This window comes from Martinezella sp. CNPSo 3957, from assembly GCF_057784395.1.
Genome location: NZ_JBXSOU010000010.1, coordinates 191984 through 216035 on the forward strand (window position 1 = coordinate 191984; position 24052 = coordinate 216035).

22 protein-coding genes and 1 pseudogene are annotated in these 24052 nt (G+C 59.7%); 12 read left to right on the plus strand and 11 right to left on the minus strand.

Annotation, left to right across the window (positions count from 1 at the left end; genetic code table 11):
- Positions 1 to 75 precede the first annotated feature (75 nt).
- The 6 genes from AC13QE_RS22760 (at position 76) to AC13QE_RS22785 (ending at position 6149) form a co-directional block, all read left to right on the plus strand.
- A complete protein-coding gene (locus AC13QE_RS22760; protein WP_488485362.1) occupies positions 76 to 1707 on the plus strand; it encodes an ABC transporter substrate-binding protein in 1632 nt (543 codons plus the stop codon).
- Positions 1688 to 2638: an ABC transporter permease gene (locus AC13QE_RS22765; RefSeq protein ID WP_488485363.1), complete on the plus strand. Its 951-nt coding sequence runs from the start codon at positions 1688 to 1690 to the stop codon at positions 2636 to 2638. Before AC13QE_RS22760 ends, AC13QE_RS22765 begins: the two co-directional genes overlap by 20 nt.
- A complete protein-coding gene (locus AC13QE_RS22770) occupies positions 2635 to 3504 on the plus strand; it encodes an ABC transporter permease (protein WP_488485364.1) in 870 nt (289 codons plus the stop codon). Before AC13QE_RS22765 ends, AC13QE_RS22770 begins: the two co-directional genes overlap by 4 nt.
- Positions 3501 to 5186 (plus strand): dipeptide ABC transporter ATP-binding protein, encoded by a 1686-nt coding sequence (locus AC13QE_RS22775; RefSeq protein ID WP_488485365.1) that lies wholly within the window; start codon positions 3501 to 3503, stop codon positions 5184 to 5186. The genes AC13QE_RS22770 and AC13QE_RS22775 overlap by 4 nt, the downstream gene beginning before the upstream one ends.
- 173 nt (positions 5187 to 5359) lie before the next feature.
- Positions 5360 to 5536: a hypothetical protein gene (locus AC13QE_RS22780; RefSeq protein ID WP_488485366.1), complete on the plus strand. Its 177-nt coding sequence runs from the start codon at positions 5360 to 5362 to the stop codon at positions 5534 to 5536.
- Entirely contained in the window at positions 5526 to 6149 is a 624-nt protein-coding gene (locus AC13QE_RS22785; RefSeq protein ID WP_488485367.1) for a helix-turn-helix domain-containing protein, read from the plus strand. The genes AC13QE_RS22780 and AC13QE_RS22785 overlap by 11 nt, the downstream gene beginning before the upstream one ends.
- A gap of 79 nt (positions 6150 to 6228) precedes the next feature.
- Here the strand turns inward: AC13QE_RS22785 and AC13QE_RS22790 are convergent, their stop codons facing one another.
- The gene (locus AC13QE_RS22790) at positions 6229 to 6573 is read right to left on the minus strand and encodes a hypothetical protein (RefSeq protein ID WP_488485368.1); all 345 of its coding nucleotides are present in this window, start codon (positions 6571 to 6573) and stop codon (positions 6229 to 6231) included.
- Positions 6574 to 6987: 414 nt separating this feature from the next.
- On the opposite strand from AC13QE_RS22790, the pseudogene AC13QE_RS22795 reads away from it, so the two are divergent.
- Positions 6988 to 7089 (plus strand): annotated as a pseudogene (locus AC13QE_RS22795) (pyridoxal-phosphate dependent enzyme); the annotation flags it as partial.
- The gene (locus AC13QE_RS22800) at positions 7086 to 8276 is read left to right on the plus strand and encodes a cystathionine beta-lyase (RefSeq protein WP_488485369.1); all 1191 of its coding nucleotides are present in this window, start codon (positions 7086 to 7088) and stop codon (positions 8274 to 8276) included. The pseudogene AC13QE_RS22795 and the gene AC13QE_RS22800, both read left to right, overlap by 4 nt.
- A gap of 107 nt (positions 8277 to 8383) precedes the next feature.
- On the opposite strand, the gene AC13QE_RS22805 is transcribed toward AC13QE_RS22800, so the two are convergent.
- From AC13QE_RS22805 to AC13QE_RS22835, 7 genes are all read right to left on the minus strand, one after another.
- Positions 8384 to 9709, minus strand: a complete 1326-nt coding sequence (locus AC13QE_RS22805; RefSeq protein ID WP_488485370.1) for an NtaA/DmoA family FMN-dependent monooxygenase — start codon at positions 9707 to 9709, stop codon at positions 8384 to 8386.
- A 58-nt stretch (positions 9710 to 9767) separates the two neighbouring features.
- Positions 9768 to 11435: a dipeptide ABC transporter ATP-binding protein gene (locus AC13QE_RS22810; RefSeq protein WP_488485394.1), complete on the minus strand. Its 1668-nt coding sequence runs from the start codon at positions 11433 to 11435 to the stop codon at positions 9768 to 9770.
- Positions 11429 to 12298 (minus strand): ABC transporter permease, encoded by an 870-nt coding sequence (locus tag AC13QE_RS22815; RefSeq protein WP_488485371.1) that lies wholly within the window; start codon positions 12296 to 12298, stop codon positions 11429 to 11431. Before AC13QE_RS22815 ends, AC13QE_RS22810 begins: the two co-directional genes overlap by 7 nt.
- Complete coding sequence (locus AC13QE_RS22820) at positions 12295 to 13311, minus strand: ABC transporter permease (protein WP_488485372.1); 1017 nt, start codon at positions 13309 to 13311, stop codon at positions 12295 to 12297. The genes AC13QE_RS22815 and AC13QE_RS22820 overlap by 4 nt, the downstream gene beginning before the upstream one ends.
- 63 nt (positions 13312 to 13374) lie before the next feature.
- Positions 13375 to 14997, minus strand: coding sequence for an ABC transporter substrate-binding protein (locus tag AC13QE_RS22825; RefSeq protein WP_488485373.1), 1623 nt, complete (start codon positions 14995 to 14997; stop codon positions 13375 to 13377).
- Between the two features lie 47 nt (positions 14998 to 15044).
- On the minus strand, positions 15045 to 16697 hold the full coding sequence (locus AC13QE_RS22830; RefSeq protein WP_488485374.1) for an ABC transporter substrate-binding protein: 1653 nt from the start codon (positions 16695 to 16697) through the stop codon (positions 15045 to 15047).
- A gap of 36 nt (positions 16698 to 16733) precedes the next feature.
- Positions 16734 to 17735, minus strand: coding sequence for an LLM class flavin-dependent oxidoreductase (locus tag AC13QE_RS22835; RefSeq protein WP_488485375.1), 1002 nt, complete (start codon positions 17733 to 17735; stop codon positions 16734 to 16736).
- A 246-nt stretch (positions 17736 to 17981) separates the two neighbouring features.
- On the opposite strand from AC13QE_RS22835, the gene AC13QE_RS22840 reads away from it, so the two are divergent.
- From AC13QE_RS22840 to AC13QE_RS22855, 4 genes are all read left to right on the plus strand, one after another.
- Positions 17982 to 18608, plus strand: coding sequence for a GNAT family N-acetyltransferase (locus tag AC13QE_RS22840; RefSeq protein WP_488485376.1), 627 nt, complete (start codon positions 17982 to 17984; stop codon positions 18606 to 18608).
- A gap of 94 nt (positions 18609 to 18702) precedes the next feature.
- Positions 18703 to 19710, plus strand: coding sequence for an LLM class flavin-dependent oxidoreductase (locus AC13QE_RS22845; protein WP_488485377.1), 1008 nt, complete (start codon positions 18703 to 18705; stop codon positions 19708 to 19710).
- Between the two features lie 20 nt (positions 19711 to 19730).
- A complete protein-coding gene (locus tag AC13QE_RS22850; protein WP_488485378.1) occupies positions 19731 to 21044 on the plus strand; it encodes an LLM class flavin-dependent oxidoreductase in 1314 nt (437 codons plus the stop codon).
- Positions 21045 to 21078: 34 nt separating this feature from the next.
- Positions 21079 to 21825 (plus strand): gamma-glutamylcyclotransferase, encoded by a 747-nt coding sequence (locus tag AC13QE_RS22855; RefSeq protein WP_488485379.1) that lies wholly within the window; start codon positions 21079 to 21081, stop codon positions 21823 to 21825.
- Between the two features lie 372 nt (positions 21826 to 22197).
- Here AC13QE_RS22855 and AC13QE_RS22860 read toward each other — a convergent pair whose 3' ends face one another.
- The 3 genes from AC13QE_RS22860 to AC13QE_RS22870 all read right to left on the minus strand — a co-directional run bounded on the left by AC13QE_RS22860 (position 22198) and on the right by AC13QE_RS22870 (position 23981).
- Positions 22198 to 22830 carry a class I SAM-dependent methyltransferase gene (locus tag AC13QE_RS22860; RefSeq protein ID WP_488485380.1) on the minus strand — a complete coding sequence of 211 codons (633 nt, stop codon included), beginning with the start codon at positions 22828 to 22830 and terminating at the stop codon, positions 22198 to 22200.
- A gap of 104 nt (positions 22831 to 22934) precedes the next feature.
- Positions 22935 to 23348 (minus strand): nuclear transport factor 2 family protein, encoded by a 414-nt coding sequence (locus AC13QE_RS22865; RefSeq protein WP_488485381.1) that lies wholly within the window; start codon positions 23346 to 23348, stop codon positions 22935 to 22937.
- A 33-nt stretch (positions 23349 to 23381) separates the two neighbouring features.
- Entirely contained in the window at positions 23382 to 23981 is a 600-nt protein-coding gene (locus tag AC13QE_RS22870; RefSeq protein ID WP_488485382.1) for an NADPH-dependent F420 reductase, read from the minus strand.
- Between the last annotated feature and the right edge of the window lie 71 nt (positions 23982 to 24052).

A 24052-nucleotide genomic window follows, 5' to 3' on the forward strand; every position in this document is an offset into this window, starting at 1 on the left:
TTCAGACCGCGCGACCTCCATTCTCCTTCAGAAGCGGATGATCGGAGCGGCGGCGACCAATATTAAGGACGGGATATGAGTGAGAGATATTTCAGCGTGAATGGTGCGAAGCGAGGCAAAAGCGGCATCGCCCTTGCATTTTCTCTTTTGGCGATGATCGGGACCGCAGCGAATGCCGCATCCGAAACGACAAAGCCGATCGATGGTGGTGTTCTCAACGTCGGGCTGGCAACGGATGCCTCTATCATCGACCCGTCGATCACGGGCAATTCTGTCACGGCATTGATCACCCGCAATATCGTCGATTCGCTTGTCGGGCAGGCTGAAGACAATAAATTCACGCCGTGGCTTGCAGAAAGCTGGGACATCAGCGGCGATAATACTGTCTATACCTTCCATCTGCGTCAGGGCGTGACGTTCAGCGACGGCACTCCGCTCGACGCAGCCGCGGTCAAATACAATTTCGATCGCATTCTCGATCCAAAGACGACATCGAGCTACGCCAAGTCGCTGCTCGGACCGATCGACAAGATCGAGGCGCCGGATAGCCGCACTGTCGTGATCCGTTACCGCCAGTCCTTCGCGCCCTTGCTGCAGGGGTTGAGCCTTCCCTATCTCGGGATCCAGTCTCCGACCTATCTTCAGAAGGCGCAGAGCACGACGAATACGGTCATCGGATCAGGCCCTTACGTGCTCGATAATTTTACCAAAGGCAGCGGCAGCAAGCTCAGCCGCCGCGCGGATTACAATTGGGGTCCTGGCTACGCCGCGCATAAAGGGCCGGCCCATTTCGATCAGATTGTCTTCAAATATCTGCCGGAGGCTTCCGTGCGCCTCGGTGCGCTGGCAAGCGGTCAGTTGCAGGCGATCGACGCTGTCCCGCCGGCAAATTATCGCTCCGTTCAGGGTAACGGCAAGCTGCAGGTGGTGACGCGGGAAAATCCAGGCGTCAACAGCGCCTATTTCCTGAATACCTCGAAAGGCCCGTTTCAAGACTTGAAGGTGCGGCAGGCTTTCCAGAGCGCCGTCAATGGGCCTGCAGCGGTCAAGGCTGCCTTCTTCGGAACCCTCAAGCCAGCCGACAATATCCTCGGCCCCTCGACCCTCTATTATGACCACGACATCTCCCGCTCATGGGGCTTCGATCTGGCAAAGGCTAACCGGCTGCTTGATGAGGCGGGTTGGTCGCAGAAGGATGCCGATGGTGTCCGCAAGAAGGACGGCGGTCGGCTGACGCTGCATTATGTCTATGACAGCACCTCACTTGCCGCGACGGAAGTGACCCTGGCGCAGGCCGTTCAATATCAGGTGCGGCAGGCGGGCTTCGATCTTCAGCTCGATCCGGTCGATTCCGGCGGGTTGACCGCGCGCACGAATGCCAATGATTACGATCTGACCTCGTTCTACTATGTGCGTGCGGAGCCCGATATTCTGCGCACGGTATTCCATTCGGCCTATATTCCTCCAGCCGGTCAGAATGTGTCTCGCATCAAAAGCCTCGATGAAAAGCTGACGAAAGCGGTCGGCGCTTCCGATGCCGAGCGTAAGAAGCTTTATGCCGAGGTGCAGAAGGAAGTGATCGAGCAGGCCTATGCCGTACCGCTTTTCGTGGCCGCCTATCAGCTCGGCGCCTCGAAGAGCCTGAATGGCATTTCCTGGGCCACCAACGCAAAACCGAATTTCTACGATGCCTGGTTGGATCACTAAGCTCTTCCAAGCCGCTGTGCGGCGGATCTGGGTGGTTGTTGCCGTGCTTTGGGGCGCGGCAACGATCGCCTTTATCGCCGTAAAGCTCATTCCCGGCGATCCAGTCGCAATATTGGCGGGCGGGGAGAATGTCGTCGATGAGGCGGAACGGGCCGTATTGGTGCATCAATATGGCCTCGATCAGCCGCTCGCGCTGCAATACGCGCACTATATCGGCAAGGCTCTGATCGGCGATTTCGGGCAAAGCTATCAATACCGTCAGCCTGTTTCCGAGGTGATCTATGAGGCGGCCGGGCCGACATTGCAGCTCGCCGGCAGTGCTGTCGCTCTCGCTCTTTTTCTGGCGATCGGCGTGGCCCTGGCGACAGCCGGCCGTCGCAAAAGCCTGACATTGCTGTCCTCGGGAATAGAATTGATCCTTCTGAGCACGCCCGTTTATTGGATCGGCATCGTCCTGCTGACGGTCTTCAGCTTCAGGCTGGAATGGTTTCCGGTAACGGGCAACGATGGACCATCGGCGCTTGTGCTGCCCGCCATTGCCTTGAGCCTGCCGCTCGCCGCGCTGTTGAGCCAGGTATTGCGCGATGGCCTGGAGGAGGCACTCTCCCAGCCATTCTCTCTGACGGTCCGGACACGCGGCGTCGGCGAGACGGTCTTGCGTGTCAGACATGGTTTGCGGCACGCCGCGCTGGCGGCCTCGACCCTTACCGGCACATTGCTCGCCAGTACTCTCGGGGGCTCGATCCTGACCGAGTCGGTGTTCGGCCGTTCGGGAATCGGGCAGATCACGCTTCAGGCGATCAAGACCCGCGACATGCCGCTGATCCTCGGTCTGGTGATGCTGTCTGCCCTTGCCTTCGTCATCGTCAATCTGCTGGTCGATGCTTTCTACCTTTTGATCGACCCACGTCTAAGGAGGACAGGCCTTTGAGCGATGTCGTGCTGGCTGAAAGCAGGCAGCAGCGCCGCGTCACGCGCCGCCGTCCGGTCTGGCTGTCGTTTGGACTGCTTGTTCCCTTCGCCTTTGTGGTCGTTCTTTGCGTAGCGGTATGGGCGCCACAATGGCTCTCCGCGCTCGATCCCGAGGCAGTCGATCCGAATTCGATCCTGTTGCCGCCTGACGGACAACATTGGTTTGGAACGGACGAACTGGGCCGGGATCTGTTTTCGCGCGTCGTCTACGGAACCTCGCAATCTCTGACCATCGGCATCGGCGCGACCCTGATTGCCAGCCTCGGCGGGATCGTGTTGGGGACGGCGGCTGCACTCGCTCCAAGGCCGATCGGCCGGCTTCTCTTGCGTATCATCGATATCCTGCTGGCCTTTCCAGAAATGCTGCTTGCGCTGCTGGTGATCGCCGTGCTCGGCCGCGGGCCTGGTAACACGCTGTTGGCAGTCGGGCTTGCCAGCATCGCCGGCTATGCGCGGTTGATCCGCTCGCAGGTGCTTCGCATCAGGCTGTCGGGCTATGTCGAACATGCCGTGGCACTTGGCGAGCATCCGTGGACGATCATCAGCCGGCATATCGTGCCCAACGCTATCCGGCCGCTTCTCATCCTCGCGACGGTCGGCGTGGGGAGTTCGGTACTGTCTGCGTCGGCCTTGAGCTTCCTTGGCCTGGGTGTCGTGCCTCCGGCGGCTGAATGGGGTGCGCTCCTCGCCAATGGCCGCAACTTTCTCGATATCGCGCCCTGGACCAGCCTGTTGCCGGCAACGGTAGTCGCGCTTTCCGTCATTTCGATCACCCTGCTGGGCCGAGGGTTGCAGACCATTCTCGCTACGGGAGATCTGCGATGAACGTGCAAGCCGGTCCACGCAACTTTCTGTCCGCGGGTTCCGAGCCGCCGCCGCTGTTTGCGGTCAAAGGGCTGAATGTCGTCTTCTGGACGCCGCAGGGCCGCGTGGATGCGGTTCGTGACGTGTCGCTACAAATCGCGCCCGGCGAGATCCTCGCATTGGTTGGCGAATCTGGATCCGGAAAATCCGTAACCGCGCGAGCGATTGTCGGTCTCGCCGGTCCACGTGCAACCGTGGAAGCGGAGACGATGGCGTTGAGCGCCCATGATGGCCGTCCGCTGAACCTCCTCGATCTGTCGGAGAAAGCCTGGCGACATGTGCGAGGGCGGGAAATCGGTTTCATCCTTCAGGATGCGCTCGTATCGCTCGATCCCTTGAGGACCGTCGGTCGCGAAATCGCCGAGCCCATCCTTACGCATCGCCTGGCGCCGCGCTCCCTCGTATCGCAGCACGTTGTGGAGTTGCTGGAACGTGTCGGTGTCCCAGAGCCGCGATCGCGGATGGGGCAATATGCGCATCAATTGTCAGGCGGGTTGCGGCAAAGAGCGTTGATCGCCTCAGCCCTCGCAGGCCAACCGCGGCTGCTCGTTGCTGACGAGCCGACGACAGCGCTTGACGTCAGCATTCAGAAAAGAGTGCTCGCCATCTTCAAGGAACTGGCGGCTGCCGGTCACGGCATCCTCCTGATCACGCATGATCTTTCCGTTGCTGCCCAGCTCGCCGACCGGGTCGCCGTGATGCAGAAGGGGCAATTGGTGGAAACCGGCCCGGCGCGCAGCGTCCTGTCAGATCCGCAGCATGCCTATACCCGACAGCTCCTGGCTGCCGTACCGACGGCTGCCAATCGCGGCCGTCGTCTCAGCGCCCCGGATAAGCCCTTGCCGCAGAGGGAGGCCATTCGTTCGGGTGAGCGGCTCATCGACATCAGTAATGTGTCGATGAGCTTCAGGCACGCGGACGGCAGTCTTCTGCGGGCTGTCAGCGAGGTGTCGCTTCATGTCGATGCCGGTGAAACGCTGGGTGTGGTCGGCGAATCCGGCTCGGGCAAGACCACGCTCGGCAAGATTGCGCTGGCGCTGCAGCAGCCGGATACGGGAGAGGTGTTGTTTGAAGGGCGGCCGTGGAGCGTACTCTCCGAACGCATGCGCCGGCCCCTGAGAGCCGGAATACAGACGATCAGCCAGGACCCGCTCAGTTCCTTCAATCCGCGTTTCACGGTCGAGCGCATCATCGAGCAACCCTTGCTGCTGCACAAAAGACTGAGCAGATCGGCGCGCCGCCAAGAGATCGTCAGGTTATTGGATCTCGTCGGACTTCCGCCCGATCTCCTTGCCCGAAGGCCGACCGCACTTTCCGGCGGCCAGCGCCAGCGTGTGTCAATCGCACAGGCTCTTGCCGCGACACCGAAGCTCTTGATTTGTGACGAGCCGGTTTCGGCGCTCGACGTCACGACACAGGCGCAAGTTCTGGATCTGCTGGTCGATCTGCAGGCAAGGCTCGGTCTCTCGATGATCTTCATTTCGCATGATTTGGGAGTGATCCAGCATATCAGCCATCGGATCATCGTCATGAAACAAGGGGCTATCGTCGAGGCGGGATCGGTCGAAGACGTATTCGAACGCCCCCAGCATGCCTATACGCGCGAACTCATTGCATCCGTGCCGAGATTTGGCGATGGCTAGGGACAATCGCGCCGCCCGACGCCCTGCAATGAGCTGGTTCTTGGGCAAGCCTTTCGTCGTAAACGCTTATCCGGCGAAAAACATTTCGCCGCTCTTTTCCAGATTGGATAGGTCTCTCTCCACAACAGCCGGCTCTGAAAGTAAATTCATGGTGTTGAGTTCGAGGAGTTCGGATGTCCCAGGCTGCTAATGTCATCGATTTCCAGGCCTATCGTGATGCGCGGGAAAAATCGTCCCTTGCGGTGTTGCCGGCGCGTGCGGCTTGGCCGGCGCAGCCTTTCGTCATGTGGGTTCCTTATCTCGGTTTCATTCCTGTGATGCCCATCGGCAATCAGACCTATGGTGGCTGAGGCGATCGGAACGCTCTCTGGGGCTTCAAGAGCGGAGTCGATCGACGAAATATCTGCCTTGACGGGACAAAATCTTCGGCGCCTAAGGACACGCAGAGGATATTCGCTTGATCGATTGGCGAAGATTTCCGGCGTCAGCCGGGCAATGCTTGGGCAGATCGAGACGGGCAAGAGCAGCCCGACCATTGCTATTCTCTGGAAAATTGCCGCCGCGCTCGATGTCTCTTGTGGTTCGTTGATTGGCGAGCCTCACGACACGGCTCTTCGGGTTCTCACCCATGCCAATGCGAAAGTCCTTTCCGCCTCGGAAGGTCGCTTTCAGACGCGAGCCTTATTCCCTTACGAAAGCGAACGGAAAGTCGAATTTTACGAATTGAGGATAGCCGCGCATCACACGGAGAAGGCCGATGCGCATCGTCCGGGAACCGTGGAAAATCTGGTCGTCTCGCGGGGCACCGTCGAGATTGTAGCCGGCCGGCATGCGCCGCAGATCCTCGGCGAGGGCGATGCGATCCTATTCGAGGCCGATGTCGCTCATAGCTATCGCAATATGACCGGAAGTGAAGCGGTTCTCTTTTTGGTGACGACCTACGTCGACGAAATCAGCGGCTGAACGCGCGATCCGCTTTTAGCCGAAATCGGGCCGCCCAGAGAGCGACCCGTCGATCCTTTTACGGCCGAAATCGTGTCGATCAGGCAGCTTCCATCATGCAGCACATCATCATGTTGCCGCACATCATCATCATCGGCATGCCAGACGACATCATGGACATCATGCGCTTGCAGCATTCCATGAACATGTCCTTGTCCATGCCTTCCATCGGCATCATTTCGCAGACCATGCCCTTGGGCGTCATCTTGCAGGTCATTTTGCCCATCATCATCTGCATCATAGGCATCATCATGGGATTCATCATCGGCATGCCGCCCATCATCGAACCCATCATCGGGTTCATCATGGGCATTCCACCCATCATCGGCATGCCGCTCATCATGGGGTTCATCATCGGCATCATGTTCATTGCAGGGTTCATCATCGTCATCTCCCGAAATCGGCCGCGTTCTGGCCTTCAATGAAAGTTGAGTTATGCCAACTAATTTTCCTGTTCAATGCAAAAAATTATTTTAATATTCTTTCCTCTAATAGAATAGAGGCATCTCCGCTGCTTCGATCGATATCTTCGCAATGGCAGAGATTCATCTGCTATAGCAGATGACGACATTCCCCTTGAAGTCGCTTTCCGCCTCAATGCGGAGTGCTCAGCAAAGCGAAAATTCATTTTGCCGATTCACGCCGCAGTGGCGGAAAGCTATTTCTTTAGTCTAGTAAATTTATAGATATTATTTCGGCATCGACTGACCCTTTGCCTATGGCATTTCCAGCCAATCATCCGGGGGAGTATCGCGTGACGAAAATCTATCAGAGCTTCACGGAACTGATCGGCAATACGCAGTTGGCCCGGCGACCCGAGAATGCCGGCAAGCTCATCGTAGCCATTCTGCCCGATACCGGTGAACGCTATTTATCGACTTCAACGGAGCGGCCACAATGACTAAGAACAATGGCCCAGCTGATCCGCTAGGCCCGAATACCGCACTGGTGCGCGCAGGCTACGATCCCTTCGACTATTATGGCTTCGTCAATCCGCCGAAAGTCCATGCATCGACGGTTCTGTTTCCAGATGCGCAGACGATGGATCGTAACGGGCAGAAATACACCTATGCCACGCGAGGCACGCCGACGACCGACGCGCTCTGCGATGCGATCAATGAACTTGAAGGGGCGGCCGGTACGGTCCTCGTCCCGTCCGGGCTCGCCGCCGTTACGACCGCGCTGTTGGCCTATCTGTCTCCCGGAGACCACGCGCTGATTGTTGATTCCGTCTATGGCAATGTCCGGCAGTTTTGCGACACCATGCTTTCGCGGTTCGGCGTCGATGTTCAGTATTACGACCCCATGATCGGCCATGACATCGAGACGTTGTTCAAGGCCAATACGAAGCTGGTTCATACCGAGGCGCCCGGGTCGAACACCTTCGAGATGCAGGATATTCCCGCCATCGTCGAGGTCGCGCATCGGCACGATGCTGTCGTCACCATGGACAATACCTGGGCAACGCCGCTTTTCTTCCGGCCCCTCGACGCAGGCGTCGACGTATCGATCCAGGCATCGACCAAATATCCCGCCGGTCATGCCGATGTGTTGATGGGCACGATTTCGGCAAATGCCAGGCATTGGCGGGCGTTGAAACGCGCCAATGGAGCGCTTGGCTTTTGCGGCACGCCTGATGATGCCTATCAGGTTCTCCGTGGACTGCGCACCATGGGAATTCGGTTGGAGCGCCATCAAGCGAATAGCCTCGCTGTCGCGAAATGGCTGGAGGGACGGAGCGACGTCGTCGGCGTCCTTAACCCGGCTCTGGAAAGTTTCCCCGGGCACGCGCTTTGGCGGCGGGACTTCAAGGGAGCCGGCGGCGTGTTTTCCTTCGTGCTCGCGGCCGACCAAACGGAAGATTTCAAACTGAAGGCCCAGAGATTTCTCGATGGGCTCTCCTTGTTCGGCCTCGGCTATTCCTGGGGTGGATATCAGAGCCTTGCGTTGCACGTCGATCTGAGTGATCGTCGCATCGCATCGACACCCACGGGAGGACCGGTCATCCGTCTTCAGATCGGGCTGGAGGACGTCGAAGATCTGATCGCCGACCTGGAGCGCGCCTTCGCAGCTTCGTCAACGGTCTGAACGTATCTCTCGATAAAAAGAAAAGACGTGCTTGCTGCCAAGCTCCATCCGCGATGCCGGCAGCAAGCGCCGCGGATGGATTGTGAGGCCTATTGGCGCGCCTTGCGTCAGGCGCGCTTGGCCGGGCTCAAGCTACCGTTTGCGCTTATGTAGGGCGGTAGCTCCAGATTCGCGCGGAAATCGTCGCCGACATAATCGGTATCGATGATTGAACGACGCCGCAATTCGGGCAGCAGCCCGTTCACCAGCAGATCCTCTTGGTCCGGATTGCCAAAGCCATGCAGGGAGAGAACGTCAAGAATCCCGGCTCGATAGCGCTCCTCGATCGCGTCGGCAAGCTGCTCCGGCGTGCCGGCGACCGACCAGTGGCCGGTTTCCTGCGCCTGAATGATGAGCTGCCGCAAGGTCAGTCCCTCACGCGCATAACGGCGGAAGATTTCCACGCGTCCGCGCCGCCGGTTGATGCTGGTAACCTCGGGCAGCAGCGATTCGGGCAGGGGCTTGTCGAGCGGCAGTTCGGATAGATCGAGATCGCCGCCGAGCATGTCCGCCAGTTTCAGGCGCCCCTGCTCGTAGTCGATCCGCTCGTGCTTTTCCTTCAGGCGCCTTGCGACATCAGCATCTGAATCGCCGATCACCGAGTGGAAGGAGTTCATGATGAAGGGGAGGCCGGCTGCGCGCCCGAAGCTTGCCGCGCGACGCCGCAGCTCCGTGGCAAAAGCGACGGCATCCTCAAGCTTGGGCTGAGAGGTATAGACCACCTCTGCATATCGTGCGCCGACGGTGACGCCGGCTTCTGACTGGCCCGCCTGAAACTGTACGGGGCGGCCCTGCGGCAAAGGCGGCACGTTGAGGGGGCCGTCGACCTTGAAGTGTTTGCCTCGATAGTTGATCGGATGGAATTTTGCCGGATCGATACCGATTGCACCGGACGCCTTGCGTTCGGCGGCATTGCGTTCATTGGCATCATAAAGCGCGTTGACGATTTCGATGAATTCCGCGGCTCGCTCGTAGCGCTCTTCCGGACTTGGCAATGTCTCGCCGAAATTCTCTTCGCCGACCGAGGAGGTCACGGCATTCCAGCCGGCGCGGCCGCCGCTTGCATGATCCAGCGTGCCGATCTGGCGGGCCAGATTGTAGGGATAGTGGAAAGTTGTCGAGACAGTAGCGATCAGGCCGATGTGGGAGGTCACCTGGCTCAAGGCGGCAAGCGCGATGATCGGCTCCTGGATGCCGGCGGTTCCGGCAAGTCCCGCCGGATCGATATGGAGCAGGTCGGCCGTGAACAGTCCGGTGATCTTTTCTGCTTCGGCCTTGCGGGCGAGCTCGACGGCGCGCTTGATGCCGGTGACGGGGCTTGCGTCGTTTCCGGCGGAAATGACGCTGCTTGCTCCGGTCAATGTCTTCAGGCGTCGGGGACGATTGTGGGTCATCGCGAATTTCCTTGATCGTTTGAAATTCCGGTCTGCGCCGGTGTGTGAATTGCGTTTTTCAGGGCAGGGCCGGAACCGCCTCGAGGAGCGTGCGCGTGTAGCTGTGATGTGGCCTGGTGAAGACATCCTCCACTGCGCCCGCTTCAACGATGCGTCCCTCCTTCATCACGAGAACACGGTCCGTCAGGTGATGGACGACGCCGAGATCGTGGGAGATGAAGAGGAGCGACGTTCCGGATGCCGCTTGAAGTTCGGCCAGGAGATCGAGCACTTGCGCCTGCACCGATACGTCGAGCGCACTGACCGGCTCGTCGGCCACGAGAAGACGCGGGCGCGGCGCAAAGGCGCGCGCGATCGCGACGCGCTGACGCTGGCCGCCGGAAAGCTCGCGTGGATAGCGCTTCAGGAACGCCTCGCTCAGCCGAACCGCGTCGAGCACCTCAAGCACGCGTTCGCGGCGCGCTGCGCCGAAGATGCCGGCACTATCGAGGCTTTCGCCGATGATCTTCTCGACCGTATAGCGGGGATCGAAGGAACTGAGCGCATCCTGCGCAATGAGCTGCATGCTGGAGCGCCTGGAGCGGCGCGCGGCCTCCGTGACATTGCTCCAGCCGCCGCCGTCAAGACGAACCGATCCGTGATCCGGTTCGACGAGGCCGAGAACGATTTTCGCGACCGTCGTCTTGCCGGAACCGGATTCGCCGACGATGCCGAGGGCTTCCCCGGCTGCGAGGTCGAAGGAGACGTCGTTGACGGCGAAGATGCCGCCCGATCCGCCATAGCGTTTGACGAGATTGCGGGCTGACAGAATGTGGTTGTGGCGATCGATTGCCTTTGCAGGCAAGGGGACGCGTTGCCATGCATTTGGCCTGGGGGCAGCTTGCACCTGCTCGCTCTCCGCTTGCTTAACGGATGCCGGGGATAGCCGGAAGCCCTTGGAGGCGGCCGAAGGCACGGCATCCAGCAATTGCCGTGTATAGGGATGGCGAGGGGTCTTCAGTATCTGTTCTGTCGAACCCTCTTCGACAATCCGGCCGTCGTTCATGACGAGTACGCGATCGGCAAGATGGGAGACGACGGCAAGATCATGACTGATCAGGAGAAGCGTATGGCCGGCCTTACGTCGTTCGAGGAGCAGGTCGAGGATCTGCTTTTGAACCGTCGCATCCAGTGCCGTCGTCGGCTCGTCGGCGATCAGCAGTGACGGCCCGCGTGCTATTGCAGTGGCGATGAGAGTGCGCTGGCGCAAGCCGCCTGAAAGTTGGTGCGGGTATTGCGGAAGGCGCCGATCCGGATCGGGGATGCCGACGGACTGCAGCAGCAGGCGGCTGTCTTCGCGCCGATCGGGCCGGCGAAAGAGACTGCGCCCGCCGAAGGCGTCGGACAGTTGCTGCGAAATCCGTCTCAGCGGGTCGAGGGAGATAAGGGCATCCTGGAGAACGAAGCCGATTTTTTCGCCGCGAAGGCGCTGCCATCGCCTTTCATCGAAGTCGCGAACATCGTTTCCGTCGATATCGAAACGGTCGGCGCCGACAACAGCGTCCGGGCCGGCAAGACCGATGATCGAGCGCGCCGTCACCGATTTGCCGGAGCCGGATTCTCCGACAAGCGCGACGGCTTCGCCCTTGTCGATCCTCAGATCGATGCCGTGGACCACCCCGTTGCCGCGGCCGTCCCGAGGAAAGCCGATCGTCAGATTGCGGATGTCGAGTACCGGGGTCACGATGGCCTCCTGCCTTCAAATGCAAGTTGCCAACGTCTTCCAAGCACGCTTATGGAGATGACCGTCAGCGTGATGGCGAGACCTGGCCAGACGCCGATCCACCAGGCCACGCGAAGATAATTGCGTGCCTCCGCCAGCATTGCTCCCCATTCAGGGGCGGGCGGCTGCGGACCCATGCCGAGAAAACTGAGGCCCGCGGCCTGTATGATTGTAGTCCCGAGGCCAATCGTCGCCAGGATGGGCACCTGGGCGAGCGCATGCGGCAGGATATGACGAGCCACCAGCACGCTGCGTCTCAGCCCGAATGTTCTTGCCTGCTCCACATAACCGCTTTTGGCGATCACGAAGGTCTGCGCGCGCACGACCCTTGCAAAGCGCGGCACGGAGGCAAGGCCGAGCGCGAAGATGAGGTTGATCGTGCCGGGTCCTATAAAGGAGATCAGCACGAGAGCCAAAAGCAGGTCCGGGAACGACGAAATCACGTCCAGAAAGCGCGAGATGGCCTCATCGACGAGACCGCGGGCAAGGCCCGACAGAAGCCCAAGAAAGGCTCCGACGATCGCGGCGATGGCCACGGCGCTGACACCGATGAGGATGGAGTAACGCGCGCCGTAAACAACCCGCGAGAAGACATCTCTGCCGAGATGATCCGTGCCGAACCAGTGTTGCGTCGACGGCGGCAGCTGTGCCTGCAAGGGATCGGCGGCGATCGGATTGGCAGCGGTCAGAACTTGCGGCCAGATGGTTGCGATCGCCACCAGCAGCAGGAAAATCGCCGAAAGGGTAAGCCCTGGAGTTGCGACGCGCCAATAAAGTCGCTGTCGGCGCGGATCGGTTTCCTGTTCGGAAGACGAGGAGACGCTCAATGGCCCGCCTCCGCATTCTGATTGCGCAGGCGGGGATCGAGCAGAAGATACAGCACGTCGACCAGCGTGCTGAGGATGACGTAGATGAAGGCCGACAGGATGGCGACGGCGAGCACCACGGGCAGGTCGTGCGCCAGCACGGCGTCGACTGTAATCCGCCCAAGCCCGGGCCTGCCAAACACTGCTTCGGTGATGACAGCGCCGGACAGGAGATTGCCGACGAGCCAACCGGCAAGGGTCACGGCGGGAAGTGCGGCGTGCCGCAGGCCGTGACGCAGCCTCAGGACGAAGTCATTGGCGCCCCAGCTCTTGACCGTCAGCATGAAGGGTTCTTCCAAGGCCCGCTCGAGCCCTTGGCGCAGCACCTGTCCGATGACCGCGCCGAGCGAAAGGCCAAGCGACAGGGCCGGCAGGACCAGCGCCGAAAATGTCCGGTCACCGGCCACCGGAAAGATCTTCAAGGTGAAGGAAAATATGAACAAGAGCACGATGCCGAGCCAGAAGGACGGCGTCGAGATGAGAATAAGCTCGAGACTGCCTGCGATGCTGCGCGGCAGTCGCCGGCCGGCCGTCAGCAGGGCGCTGGCAACGGCAAAGACCACGGCGACGACAAGGGCAGCCGCAGTAAGCTTCAATGTCGGCAGCATCTGCGATAAGACGAGGCCGGAAACATCCGTCTGCAGGATATAGGACCGTCCGAAATCGCCGTGCAGAACCCGCAGGAGATAGGTCAGATATTGCGACAGCAACGGCTTATCCAATCCCCATTCGAGGCGGATCGCCGCTTCTACCTCCGGCGTTCGCAATTGCTCACCGATCAACAGGCTGACAATATCGCCCGGCGCCAGATGAATGCTGATGAAGCTTAGCGTCACCGCGGCCCACAGGACCACGATGGCCGATCCAATCCGCACCAGAATCTGCGATGTGAGGCTGTTGCGCCTCAGCCGGCGCCTGCGTGAAATCCAGGCCGAAGGGCTCTGCTCGAAAGCCGTCGTGTTGTCAGCGGTCATGCTCGGTCACTCCTCCACCGTCCCCGACCACTTGCGTTGCCGGGGATGTGTTGACGGTACGGTTCACTCGCTGCGCCAAATATCGTAGGCGCTCTCCGGCAATTGCTTGAAGGGCCGGAAGCTGATGCCCTTCACATAGCTTGCAGCCGCCACCTGGTCCTCGGGCTCGTAGAGCGGCAGGGCATAGGCCTGATCGAGAATGGCGAAACGCTGCAGCTTCGAATAGAGATCGAAGCGTTTCTTCTGGTCCAGCGTTGAAGCGGCCTCGTTCAGCCACTGTGACAGCTCCGGCGCAAAGGCGCGGCTGTAGTTGATGCTGCCGCCCTTATCCAGCGGCAGGTAATGATATTCTATGTCGATCGCATCGGTCGGTGTGTTGGAATTGGCGATCGAGCCGAACTGGCCGGTCTTGCGCCGATCGGTATAAGTGCCTGCGTCTACGAAGATGATCTTGAGATCGATGCCGGCATTCTGGCGTGCTTGTGCCTGCAGGGCCTGCAGCAGGACGTCACGCTGATCGCGCACCGTCGCCTGAGCCTGGATGACCTCGATGGTCAGCCGCTTGCCGTCTTTCGTCCTGAAGCCGTCGGCGTCCCGCGCGGTCCAGCCAGCTTCGTCAAGAAGCGCATTCGCGGCCCTGGGATCGGGTTTATATGCCGCCTCGATGCTCTTGTCGTAGAATTGCGGATCGATCGGCGATGTGATGCCCCATGCGCGCGTGCGTTCTCCGCGATAGACGGCTTTCAGCACTGCATCGACGTCGATCGCTGAGATCAGAGCCTTGCGCACCTTGAGGTCCTGGGTCGGTCCCCAGGTGACATTGAGGAACAATGAATAGGGCGTGCCGGTATTGAGGGCCGTCTGGTAGCTGAAGTCCGAGTTGCCCTTGAAAAGGCTGGCATCGTTGCCGGCGATTCCTTCGATTACGTCGACCTGGCCGGAGGAGAGCGCACCAGTCCGGACCGAGGATTCGGACAGGAAGCGGTATGTCACCTCATCCAGATAGGCCGGGCCATTATGAGCTGATGTCTTGGGTGCCCAGTTATAGGCCGGATTCTTGACGAACTGAATGTCCTGTCCCTTGGCATAGCGCTTCAGGACGAAAGGACCCGTTCCCGCAATCTCCGGCCCACCGGATTTCAGCTGCGTCGAATTGAAGGCGGCAGGCGAAAGGATCTCCAGGCTTGCGGCATAATCGAGAAAGGGCGCATAGACCTGGTTCAAGGTGAAGGAAACGGTGTGGTCGTCCAGCGCCTTCGCTTCGACGATACGCGAGATCGGCCCGGCGCTCACGCTGCCGCTATAGGCCGCGTCCTTGAGCTTGCTGAAATTGGTGATGACAGCTTGGGCATCGAGCTTTTGACCATCGGTGAAGCTCACATCGTCACGAAGCTTGAACGTGTAAGTTTTGCCGTCGTCGGAGATCTTATATTCGGTCGCAAGCCATGGAACGTAGCCACCGTCTGCAGTGCGCGCCAGCAGCGACTCATAGGCGTTGCGCAGCAGCAGCTTGGTCTTGTCCTGCCCGTTGAGCTGCGGATTGAGCGTGGCCGGCTCCGTCTCGACGCCCCATGTCAGCTTGCCGCCGCTGATCGGCGCGCCGTCCCCAGCCATGCCAAGGCTCGGCAGCGCGCCCGTCACAAGCATGGCTGCCGTCAGGCCGAGAAAATGTCTGCGCATAAGCATTCCGAGTATCTCCTTGAAATAATCTTTTTGAGAGGAACAGCCGCGGCTCAGGCTGGTTGATCGAGCCAGATGTCGTAGGCGTTTTCGGGAAGGCGCTTGAAGGCGCGGAATCCCACTCCCTTGACCGCAGCCGTTGCTGCAATCTGATCTTCGGGAACATAGAGCGGCAGGCCGAGCGCTTGTTCGCGGAGTGCGAAACGCTGCAGCGCCGAATAGATCCCGAAGCGCGTCTTGACGTCGAGCGTAGAGGCGGCCTCGGCAAGCCAGGCGGATATTTCAGGCGCCACCGTGCGGCTGTAATTGATCGATCCACCCTTCTCGCGCGGCAGATAATGAAAATAGAGGGTGAGGCCGTTTTCCTGCGTCGTGGTTGAATTTGGGATGATGCCGTATTGGCCGTCATTCTGCCTGTTCGCGTAGGTCCCGGCGTCGACATAACGCAAGGCGACATCGATGCCGGCATTCTGTCTGGCCTGTGCCTGGACAGCCTCGAGAAGAACGTCGCGCTGATCGCGCAAGGTCGCCTGCGACTGGACAATCTCGATCGTCAGCCGTTTACCGTCCTTCGTCCGGATGCCGTCGCCGTCCCTGCTCGTCCAGCCGGCCTCATCGAGCAATTTGTTGGCGAGATCGATGTCGAAGCGGTAGCTGCCCTCGATGCTTTTGTCGTAGAAATCCGTGTCGGCCGGCGTCAGAACACCCCACGCGCGTTTGCGTTCACCACGGTAGACGGACTGAATGATGCGCTCGACGTCGATCGCCGCAAGAAAGGCCTTGCGTATCTTGACGTCGTTCGTCGGGGTGTTGGTGACATTCAGGTAGAGCGTGTAGGGCGTGCCGGTATTCAGCGCGCTTTGATAGGTGAAATCGGGATCGTCGCGGAAAAGTGCTGCGTCATTGCCGGAAATGCCTTCGATAACGTGCACCTGGCCCGAAGTAAGTGCGCCGGTGCGGACCGCAGATTCCGGCAGGAAGCGATAGACCACTTCATCGAGATAGGCCGGGCCTTGATGACCGGCATTGGCCGGAGCCCACTTATAGCTGGCGTTCCGGACGAAACGGATTTCCTGGCCTTTGACATAGCGATCAAGGATGAAAGGGCCGGTGCCTGCGATTTCGCGCCCACCTGCCTTCAATTGCGAAGAGGAGAATGATTTAGGCGAGAGGATCTCGATGCTGGTCGCGCCATCGAGGAAAGGCGCATAAACATCGTTGAGCTTGAGTACGACCGTATGAGGATCGAGCGCGGTCGCCTCGGAAATGTGGGAGACGTGACCGGCACTGATGCTGCCGGAATAGATCGGCTCCTTCAGTTTCAGGAAGTTCGTGACGACGGCTGCGGCGTCGAATTTCTCTCCATCGCTGAAGATCACGTCATCGCGGAGGTTGAATGTATAGGTCCTGCCGTCCTCGGATACCGCATAGCCTTTCGCCAACCATGGCACATAGCCGCCATCCGGAGAGCGGGCGAGAAGACATTCATAGGCGTTACGCAGAATAAGCTTCGCCTTGGCCTGCCCGTTCAGATGCGGATTGAGTGTGGTCGGTTCTGTCTCGACGCCCCAGATCAGTGACCCGCCGCGCGCCGGCTTGTCATCCGCCAGCGTTTCGGTCGCTTGTAGTCCGGTGGACAGAGACAGAGCAGCAATCGCTGAACTCTTCAGGAAATCTCTTCTGGTTACCACGTAGTTCTTTCCCATGTCATTTTGGCCCATGTCATTTGGACCGGCTTCCAATCAGGCAGCAGCGGCTTTGCGCGCGCCGGCCAGCAGTTCGATGGTGCCAAGCCGGTGCGCAGCTTCGGAAACTGGGCAGTCGATCACAAATTCTTCGATGCCGAATCCCTTGTGCAGACGCTGCAGCTCCAGATGGACGTCGCCCGGCGTTCCGCGAATGACGCGCGGGCTTCTCTCTTCGATCCGATAGTCCGTGGCGCGTGCCTGGCGAACATATTCCAGCGCCTGCTCGCGGCTGCCGACGTTGACGCTTTGTCCATCCTTGATTTGCAGGTGGAAACGACGTGTGTCGCCTAGGAGACTGTTTGCGAGCGAGGCCGTTTGCGCTGTTACGACGCTAACGGCGAGCAATGCGGTCTTGCCGCCTGCCTGCCGATAGGCCGATAGCGACTGCGAGATTGCTTCGTCGTCACCGTGGATGTGGCCCGCATAGACGAAACCCCAACCCAGCCGAGCCGCCAATCTTGCACTATCCGGGCTCGCGCCGAGCAGGAAGCGGCCGGGCGGCTCGTCGGGCACTGGAAAGGCGGCAAGGTGCTCGGTCTTGTCTTCAGCGTCCTGTTCATGGCGCAGGAAACCATCCAGTTCGGCCAGCTGATCTTCGAACGACGGTTTGCGGGCGGGATCATATGCTTTCTGAAGCGCGCCGGTCGAAAGCGGAAGACCGCCTGGCGCCTTGCCGACTCCGAGATCGACCCGGCCGGGCGCTAGCGCCGCCAGCAGATTGAAGTTCTCAGCAACCTTATAGGCGCTGTAATGCTGCAGCATCACTCCGCCGGAGCCTATCCGGATGCGCTGCGTATGTGCCAGCAGATGGCCGATCAATACCTCGGGCGAGGAGCTTGCAAGCTTAGGGGAGTTGTGATGCTCGGCAACCCAGAAGCGTCGATAGCCCAGCTCTTCGGCTCGCCTGGCAAGAGCAAGGCTGCGGCTCAATGCTTGCGATGCACGCTCGGACCCATCAATCGGACTCTTGTCGAGAAAACTCAGGGCGTAAGACATATGTCCTCTTGGCAGTGGGCGATCACATTATTTGTTATAATCTATATTTTTAATAGACTATGGAATCGAGCAACGATGTTTCAATCGTCGGCTGCACAATGAAAGATCATGCCGTGCGAAGCGCTCCAGCAATCATGCATCTTAAAAGCGTGAAGCACTGAGCGGCATTGAGAGAGCGGCAGGTCGGGATGATCCGATCGCAGGTGACCTCCAGCAGCCTTCAGGCCATTATTTGGAGGCGTTCCCGTGACCGATATCATTGTCCGTTCCTCTCTCCTGGAGCCGGCGGCTCAGCCGCTGATTGAAGGGCTTGTCAGCGAATATGATGGCCGGTATGGCGCTGCCAGCCGTCCCGGTGGCGCGCGCAGCGAAATCCTGCGCTATCCCATCGCGTTGTTTTCCCCGCCGCTCGGCGATTTTCTCCTGCTGCAACGCGACGGTGAAACGATCGCCGGTGGTGCCTTCATGAGCCACGATGACGAGACGGCCGAGTTGAAACGCATATGGACACATCCGGCGCTGCGCCGTCAGGGGCTTGCCCGCAAAATAGTGATCGCGCTGGAGGAAAGCGCTGCCGAACTTGGCTATACGCGCGCTTATCTGTCGACAGGCTTCCGCCAGCCGGAGGCGGTCGCGCTCTATGTTTCGCTAGGCTACCGCCCGCTTTTCGATGCGGCGGTCGACCCTCTCTATTATCGCTCCCTGCCGTTTGAAAAGCTGATCGGCGCGAAGGCGGGTAAGGTCGGTTCGACGCCGATCTACCCGCCGGCCGCCTCGTTTGAGGAAGCCACAGCGCGCGTGACGGCGCTGAAGGCTGGGCAGGAGCAGAAGATCACCGAACGGCTGGCGGCATACCAAGCCTCCGCGGCCTGAGGTCTCCAAAAACAGAGATAAGACCGACCCAACCATCTGAAGCGAAGCGCCGGAACGCGACCCGACTTTAAATCATGACCAGACAGGAGCTTATATGACCACCAATGCAAACGGCCTGACTGTCGGCATCGGGTTCGATATCGCCACACGCTCGGTCAGGAAGCGTGAACTCCAGCGCGATCATTGGCAGGCACTCCTCGCGCGGATAGATGATGTCGTTGACTATGTAACGCTCGAGGATGGATTTGCCCGCGCCGAGGGAGACGGTCTCGATGCTGTACTGCTTGCCAACTGGCTTGCGCCGCGCAGCCGCAATATCGGCATCATTGCCGGTGCACCGGTCAATTTCCTGGAACCATTTCACGTCTCGACCGCAATCGCGACCCTCGACTTCGTGAGCGAGGGAAGGGCAGGACTGCTTGTGCAGCGATATGGTGAGGTACAGACGGCACAGGCGAGACGAACACTCGGCGAGCTTAATGGCTTTCCGCCAGCGCAAGTCCCCGCTTTAGAGCGGGACAGCCTGGATGCGATCGAGGCCATCAAGCGTCTATGGGATAGCTGGGAAGATGGAGCGATCATCCGCGACCAGGAGAGCCAGCGCTTTCTCGATGGCTCCAAGCTGCATTACGTCAATTTCGAAGGGGCGGAATTTAATATTCTCGGCCCCTCCATTACACCTCGGCCGCCGCAAGGCCAGCCTGTTACCGCCGTGACCTACCGTAAGGACGAAGATCCCCTCATCGCCGCTGCGGCTGACGTTGTCTTCCTGCGCTCGGATGCAGCAAGTATCGGCGACGCGGTGGAGAAAATCCGCAGCTCCGCCGCCAGCAAGGCCATAGTCTTTGTTGCCGACATCGCCCTCGAAGCCGTGCGGCAATCAACCACCGATCTGGCGACGCAAATCGCCGGGCTGGCCCGAACGGGCGTTAGCGGTATTCGCCTATTGCTTAGCGATCCCACGCAACAGGTGGCCTATCTCAGCGACGAGCTTCTACCCGCCTTGAGAGCGGCTCTTCTCGTCCGCCCACCCGTAGATGGTTCACTGAGAGATCGGTTTGCCCTGCCGGCGGCGACCAATCGGTTCACAGTGGCGGCTTGAGTTTTAAAGGAGCGAAGTCCATGGCGAAGAAGCAGGTCATTCTCGGCGCCCAGTTTCCAGGCGTCAACAATTTTACCGTCTGGAGCGATCCGGCGGCAGGAAGCCAGATCGAATTTTCGTCATTCCGGCATTTCGCCGAGACCGTGGAGCGCGGCAAATTCGATTTCATCTTTCTGGCCGAGGGGTTGCGCATCCGCGAGCAGAAGGGTCGTTTCCACGAGCTGGACGTGGCTGGCCGGCCCAATACGCTGGCGATCCTGACGGCTCTTGCGTCCATTACGGAACATGTCGGCCTGATCGGCACACTGACGACCACGTTCAACGAGCCTTACCCGCTGGCGCGCCAATTGGCGACGCTCGATCTATTATCCGGTGGCCGCGCCGGTTGGAACGTCGTCACCTCGCCGGGCGCCTTTACCGGCGCGAACTTCCGCCGCGGCGATCACCTGCCGCATGGCGAGCGCTACGAGCGTGCTCGCGAATTCATCGACGCGGCACGGGCGATATGGAGTGGCGGCGCGTTTTCGGTCCACTCCAAGTATTTCGATATCGCCGGACGGTCGCAACTGGCGCCCTTGCCGCAAGGCACCCCGATGATCGCACAGGCCGGAGATTCGGATGAAGGCAGAGAGCTGGCCGCCAGCCACGCTGACCTCATTTACTCCCGTCACGGCTCGATCGAGGCGGGTCAGGCTTTCTATGCGGATGTGAAAAAACGGTTGGCGAAATATGGCCGCAGTCCCGACGCCCTCAAGATTCTCCCCGGCGCTCATTTCGTCATCGGTGATACCAAGGACGATGCCGAGGAGAAGCTGAACGCGATCCGCCTGCAGCAGGTCAGTCCGAAGAATGCCATCGTATTTCTCGAACAGGTCTGGAACCGCGACTTGTCGAACTACGATCCGGATGGGCCATTGCCCGAGATCGAGCCCGACGTCTCCGACTCGCGCCTGGCCCAGGGACGCGCAAACAATCAGGATATCAAAAGCCGATTGGAGACAGCGCGCCTCTGGCGTGAGATTGCCGATCGCGATCGGTTGAGCATTCGCCAATTGGCCATTCGCGTCACCGCGCGCCAGCATTTCGTCGGAACCCCGGAGAGCATCGCGGACGAGATCGATCGGCATGTACAGGCCGACGCGGCCGATGGATTTGTCTTTGCGCCTCATTTGACGCCCGGCGGCTTCGATGAATTCGTCGAGAAAGTCGTCCCGCTCCTGCAGGAGCGGGGCGTCTATCGTACGGAGTACCAGGGAGAAACGCTGCGTTCCAATCTCGGTCTGGCCGGCCCGTCATTGGAAGCAGTCTCATCCGGCTTGGCGGCGGTGGGATGAATGGTGGATTGCCAGCCGCGGAGGTGGATGAGAGATGATTGACGGTGGCATCACAGCCGTAATCGATCAATCCCAGATGGATCTGACGGATGAGCTCGTCGCTCTGAGTTTGCGAAATGAGATCGACCCGGGACCGGACCCGCAGCGCATACCGATCACGGATGCTGAACTGGACGAACTAGCCGAGCGGCTCCATCAGGAGTCGCAGGGCGATGCGCTTTGGGTTTTCGCTTATGGCTCGTTGATCTGGAAGCCTGATTTCGACGCCGTCGAAGCGCGTGTGGCAGCCGTCAAAGGATGGCATCGCTCCTTCTGCCTTCGAATGACACGTTGGCGGGGATCGCTGACACAGCCGGGGCTCATGCTCGCATTGAAGCGGGGCGGATATTGCAAGGCGATCGCTTTCAGATTGGATGACAGCGATCGCTTGGGTCAGATCAAGCGTATGCTTCGTCGTGAAATCGGAACCCCTGAAGCCGCGGCCACCATTCGCTGGGTACGGGCGCAGACCGATCAAGGTCCAGTGCGGGCATTGGTCTTCTGGGCCGATCCAAAGGGAAGCTATGTAACTTCCAAGCTGCCATTGGAGACCGTGGCTGGTATCCTCGCACGTGCTTGCGGCGCCAGAGGCTCCTGTGCGGAATATCTCTATTTGACGGTGAAACATCTGGAGGCTTGGGGAATTCGGGACCTCAACCTATGGAGGCTTCAAAAGCTGGTCGCCCGCGAGCTTAGAATGATCCACGCATCGGAAGGCGTAGCACGCTGTGTCTCGTCATGAGCGGGAGTAGGCACCGTCGGATCGGAGGCATTTGACGTGATGGCGGAGCCGAACTCCTGTAGAAAAGCAAGAAAGTTCCGTAATAGAACCTTATCCCAAGAAAGTTCGTTCAATCAGGCAATTAACCCGCCCGGGTCGGGCGTCACGCGTTCTGATCCCTTCACATCACCGGATCCGACTTTGTTGACTTGGGGGTAGTGGTCTTTAAAAAGTGGCGTTGCAGCCAAGCGCGGGATGACTGCTTTGCGCCATCAAGCTTGACATTTGCAGGCTCTCCAGCAAGTTCCGAAGCTGGCGTTAATGCACACTGGCGCAGTTGAGCGGTATCCGGGCATCGTTGGGAAGTCGACTTAAGGTTGGCGCCGACCTTTGTCAGGGCTTCACGAACCGATATGCGAAGCGATCGGTCTCGCCCTTGATCAAGGGATCGAAAACCTTGCTCGCGTGTGGATCGTTCCTGTTCGCGAGCAGGGTGCTTTCCGCATCCAGGATGAAGCCGGCAGCTTCCACCTCCTCGCGCACGGAGGCAGGCTCGATGCGATGCAATGACTGTGCGTCACCTGTGCCGGCTCCGGCGGCGGCCGCGTGATCGACTATGACGTAGAACCCACCGGGCTTTAGCCGCTCGTAGACAGCTCGATTGAAGTCGGCCGGCGTGGCGCCCTTGGCCTGCATCAGCGCGGTGTGGAGATCGTGGTAGAAGAGGTGTAGCCACAGGACATTCGCTGGCTGTGTGACCTCCGGCATCGCGACGAGGTCCGCTGAGACCGCCTCGACGTTCTCTCGCCCTGGCTCTTGTGCGAGCGTCCGCATGAGGCCGACCGGATCGTTCTTAAAATGGGCGACTTCGGCCGGCACGAAACTGAAGACCCGACCGTCGGGTCCCACAGTGTCGGAGAACAGCCGCGTCCAGTCGCCGGCGCCCGGATAGACGTCGATCACAATAGAGCCCGCATCGATGCGTACGAAACGGACTAACTCGGATAGCTTGGATTGGTCGTACATAGGTATCTCCTTCAGATAAGTTTCGATGGGCGCGGCCCGTGGGGGTGCGACTCAATAAATGATCCACCGGCCACCCTGAGCCGATGGCGGTACTCGGCCAACGCTTACGCTAGCCCGGATCCGTCCATCTGCGCAGCTTGCGCCAGGGCTTGCGTATCGACATATTCCCGGATGTCGTTCAGTCTGCCGTCCCGGACCGTAATGGCGAAGATCCAATCATCCTCGAACGACTTGTTCGTGGCTTTGACCTTCCCGCTGGCGTAGCCGACGACGAGTACCCTGTCTCCTTGAGCCACGAATTCTCGGGGTTCCGTGGAGGTTTCCATCGTCTTGGATGCGGTCTCCAACAACTCTGCCAGCCCCGTGTGTCCGCGGTAGGTGCCGGCCAGTGGCCAGTCCTTGCCCGGAATGATCCACTCTATATCTTCCGCGACCAGCGCCAGCAGAGCCTCCTTGTCGCCGCGACCGATCGCGGCGAAGAAGTCCTTCACTGTCTGAATGTTCCTCTCAATATCCATGGATATGTCTCCATTTCTCGGCTGTTGTGTCCATCACTCGAACTTGACTAAGTCCTTAAAGATCAGTTGACCCCAGCTATTTCCGCGCGCGTGCACAAGCAGTCCACCCTCCGAAAGTCCACCAAGCTTGATCGGCGCGAAACCGAGCCTTTCCGCAAGCGCGCCAATCTCGTCTGCGGCGCCGTCATCGTCGCTCGCCAGGAATACGACTCTCCTGCCGTCGTGCACAGCTGGATCTTGGTCAAGGACGGCGGCAGCCAGATGATTGAATCCCTTGACCAGTCTTCCATCAGGAAAGGCTTGCGCGACGAATTTGGATGACGGCTGTCCACCCAGTTGCTCAGGGGGCACGCCGTAGGCATTGGTCACATCGACGATCGTCTTCCCCTGCCAGGTGGGAAGCGCTTTCGCGACATCTGGATGCTGTTCGAAACGGACTGCCAAGAAGATGATGTCCGCCTTGACGGCTTCCGCCAGTGTTTTGGCCATGACCTTAGGCCCGATCGCGGCCGCATCAGCTGCAAAGCTCTCCGGGTCGCGCGTAGTTGCAACAGATACTTCGATGCCCTTGCGGGAAAAGGCTTTGGCCAGAGCTCGGCCGATATTGCCGAAGCCAATGATTGAGTAGCTCATAATGCTTCTCCGATCCTGTGTTGACGTTGGCTCAGACCTGGGCCCAACCGCCATCGACGGCGAGATCTATA